At 55.7% G+C, this 2,189-nt stretch carries 1 protein-coding gene, 1 tRNA gene and 1 pseudogene; 1 reads left to right on the forward strand and 2 read right to left on the reverse strand.

Going from position 1 to position 2,189, the window contains the following annotated elements:
* On the forward strand, positions 1 to 248 hold a 248-nt coding region (locus N434_RS25340), incomplete at its 5' end, for an ATP-binding protein (RefSeq protein WP_181424076.1).
* Between the two features lie 282 nt (positions 249 to 530).
* Here N434_RS25340 and N434_RS25345 read toward each other — a convergent pair.
* Together N434_RS25345 and N434_RS25350 are read right to left on the reverse strand one after the other, a co-directional pair.
* Positions 531 to 1,566, reverse strand: a pseudogene (locus tag N434_RS25345) (DUF1612 domain-containing protein).
* Positions 1,567 to 2,096: 530 nt separating this feature from the next.
* A tRNA-Met gene (locus tag N434_RS25350) sits at positions 2,097 to 2,173 on the reverse strand.
* Positions 2,174 to 2,189: the final 16 nt, after the last annotated feature.

Genomic DNA, 2,189 nt, shown 5'->3' on the forward strand with positions numbered 1-2,189 from the left:
TGCTGAGCAAGCTATACGAGCGAACCAGCGTCATCATCACGACAAACCTCAGCTTCAGCGAATGGGCCAGCGTCTTCGGCGATGCTAAGATGACCACCGCGCTGCTGGACCGGCTCACGCATCATTGCCACATCCTTGAAACCGGAAACGACAGCTTCCGCTTCAAGAACAGTTCTGCGCACGACACCAAAACGACAAAGGAGAAAACGAGGAACTTGACCACGACCGCAGACCCGAAACATACCTAACAGGCGGGTCAATTCTCGGTGGAAACGCCGGGTCAGTTCTCAGTGGCAATCAACAGACTACCCATACAACACTGCCGTACTGGTTGAGCGGACTTGCCATTTTGTGGGCGGTAGCTCGGACTGGAGTTTGGGCCTGGCTTGAAACTAGGGCTGGTCAGCTTCGTCGAGCGTTTTTTAGGGCATTAAAACACGGGAGGAAGTAGGTGGGTCGACCTGCGCTGTTCACAGACCAAATATCAAATGGGTTCCGTACGCATCGAAAAGCATGAGCCACACGAAGTTTCAGACTATTGCCCACGCCCGAAACATCCCCCTCCCCGTCATCTCCCTGAGGCCGAGCTCCAACACGATCCGCCGCGCCGCCTGTGGCGTGACCTCGAGTGTCTTTGCCACCATCCCGGCCCACACTAGGGGCTTTGCCATGACGAGCTCGACCAGTTCCGGCAGCTTTGATGACGCCCGCCGCCCCTCCAGTTTTCGCTCGAACATCGTTTTTGCCAGGGCCAGCCGGTCATGCTCCTTCATGCCGATCTCGGCAGCCGCAATCAGGCCGTGGGCGATGGCAAGCAGCCGGATTTCGCCATCGCGATGCCGACGCCGATCGACAGGAATGGTTTTCAGGCCTAGACTGATGGCCGCGAGATGGGCGCCGGTGGAAATGCCGGTTTCCCGAAGGATCGAAGCGGCAAACAGCCGGCCGAGCCAAGGCGCATGCTGAAGCACGGAAAGCTCGTCCCAGTCGAGATCGTAGACGAGCGGATTCTTATCGGCCGCCCTGTTGCTGTCGGCTCGGCCGGGACGCTTTGCCTCTTCAATCGCCGCCTCGAATCAGCAGCGCATCGATGGCGGCATAGTCGACACCGGGCAGATTGTCCGCATCATCTCCTCCGTCCCCGTCCGCGCTGTTCAACGCTGGACTTATGGTGCCGCCGGGCGTCCCTGCCACATCGACGGAATTGATGTCCGCCATCTGTCGTAGATTTCGGATACCCTCTTGGGACAAAGGCCAATCCGGTAACTGCGCGGCGATCCGCCGACGAGTGCGCAACACGTCGCGGGCGATGGTGAGTTCGTGGGTGGGGGTGCGGATGTGGCGGATCGCGTCGTGAAGGACGAGGTCTTCGAGGTGGACGAGTTCACCGTCGATCCACAGCGAGGCGCAGGAGTCAGCGAAGTGCACGCGTTCGAAAGCCCCGATCCCGACCGGCGAGCAAGCGATGCGCTCGTCTACACGCGCGAGTGCGATGCCGGCATCGAAAGCCGGCCGCATGAGGTCTGTCATGCTGATCTTCACGATATCGTAAGCCATTGAAATCATGGCAAACGATTTGCTAAAGGAACTCTATACAAATATTGGAGCTCGCCACATGGTATGACTACGGGTTGATAAACTAACCATCGATAATTATCTCTTATTGATTGTATAAACGTGTATTCATATTTATAGAAAATCATAATTACACAAATTATAATACTTTATAATTATACATTAATCGTGATGAGATTTATTGGGAATATAATTATTCGCTACGCGTCAGTCTAAAACTAAGCAATACTCGCACCTTAGCCATTTTCTCTCGTAAGGGCATCTGAGGTGGCACGCGCCAACTGCGCGTTATATAGGGCAGCATTCTGCGTTAGCGCTCCCGGCCTTGCGAGAGGCGGCGTGGGCATACGACGTTGTATGTACCTCGACCATGTGGCGTGGCCGCGGACGGTCTGCCCGCTTTGCACCTGTCGGTTTTGTAATTTGTGTTTTATGTCAGGGATTTAGCGTCTGATCGCAGTACTATGGCGTACTGTATCGTAGTTTTGGGCTACTGCCGGATAGCACGTCGTGCTGTAGAGTGGTTGCGGGGGCAGGATTTGAACCTGCGGCCTTCAGGTTATGAGCCTGACGAGCTACCGGGCTGCTCCACCCCGCGTTAACCGACTTTTTGC

Origin of the sequence: Rhizobium sp. UGM030330-04 (genome assembly GCF_003208455.1) — a bacterium.
Lineage (GTDB): Bacteria > Pseudomonadota > Alphaproteobacteria > Rhizobiales > Rhizobiaceae > Agrobacterium > Agrobacterium rhizogenes_A.